We start from the raw sequence: 1,422 nt of genomic DNA on the forward strand, positions 1-1,422 counted from the left end.
CGTGTGCCCCTGGCGGCCGACCCGGGCCCGCCCCCCGGCCAGCAGTCGGGCCCGCGTGCATCAGACGACCCCCGCCAGGGCCCGCCGCCGCTCTTCGGCGGCAAGGGCTGACCGCTCAGCCGAGCCGCCGCCGCAGCCCCTGAGCCCGCCGGACGAGCGGCATCGGCAGCCCGTGCGGGGCGTTCTCGATGCGATGCTCCACGGCCGCCACGAGCTCGGCACCGAACCCCAGCCGCACCGCCGCCGCGTCCGCCCGACCCTCCGCGCGCCCACGCGGCAGACGCGCGGCCCAGGCCGCGCCGAACGCCACCCCCGCCGGCGCGACCAGCAGCACCGTGACCACCGTCGCGACCACGGCCAGCAGGAAGACCGCCAAGAACCCGATCGGCCGGTGCCACGCGACGGCCCGCTGCCACATGGGGGCGATCGGGGCCCACACCCCCCGCAGCGCCCACAGCAACGCCCGGCTCGGCAACGTGACCTGCGCGTGGACGAACGCGGGAACCGCCCGCCACCCCGACACGTGCCCCAGCTCATGGGCGAGCACGGCCTCAAGCCGGCCGGGCTCCAGCGAACGCGCCGAATGGGACGTGACCGCGACCGTCCGGCCGGACGGCCTGCACGCGTTCAGTTCGTCCGACTCGACGACGACCAGCCGATACGCCCCCACGCCCGCGCGCCGCTGGACGTTCCGCCACGCCTGCTCCAACCGCACCCGCTCGGCGTCCACCGGCTCGCGATAACCGTAGGCACGCGAAGCGGCCACCGGCGCCACCAGCATGACCGCCCACACCGCGACCGCCGCACCCGCCCCCCACACGGGCCAGACCACGTGCAACCCGAACGCGACCGCCACCACGACGACGGCCTCCGCGGCAACGATCACCCCGACCGAGACACCCGCCCGCCCGGACTTCTCCGCCCGCCCGGGGGGAAGGAACCGCCCCTCTCCAGGAACGTGCCACCCCGTGGCCGCCTGAGCCGTACCCTCCGGCTGCGACAACGCAGTTCCCCTGGCCAACGCAGCGTTCCCGGCCCCTGGCGAAGCCGCCGCCCTGCCCAAAGCCGCCGACGGCGTCCCCTCTGCCCGCGATACCGCCCCTCCCGCCGACGGCGCCGCTTCTGGGGAGGACGCTGCTTCTGGGGAGGGCGGTGGAGCGGCCCAGGGGGAGGGTCCTACTGGACGTGGTGACGTTTCCGGCGCTGGCGGTATTTGCGGCACGGGTGGCGTCGATCCCGCTGTTTGCGGCGCGGCGCCCCGGGAGGGTGGCGCTGCTTCTGGTGACGGCTGTGGAGCGCCCCAAGGCGTTGGTGGCCCTGCTGGGGTCGGTGCCGCTCCTGGCGGTGGGGTCGCTTCCGCCGGTGGCGGCACGGCGTTACGCGGGGGCGGGGCGGTCTGTGGCGGTGGTGGAGGTGTGGTCC

1 protein-coding gene is annotated in these 1,422 nt (G+C 76.0%); it reads right to left on the bottom strand.

The annotated features are described in order from the left end of the window. Positions 1 to 115: 115 nt before the first annotated feature. Positions 116 to 886: a M48 family metalloprotease gene (locus tag E1289_RS37570; protein ID WP_131988945.1), complete on the bottom strand. Its 771-nt coding sequence runs from the start codon at positions 884 to 886 to the stop codon at positions 116 to 118. Between the last annotated feature and the right edge of the window lie 536 nt (positions 887 to 1,422).

Source organism: Actinomadura sp. 6K520, from assembly GCF_004349245.1.
GTDB lineage: Bacteria > Actinomycetota > Actinomycetes > Streptosporangiales > Streptosporangiaceae > Spirillospora.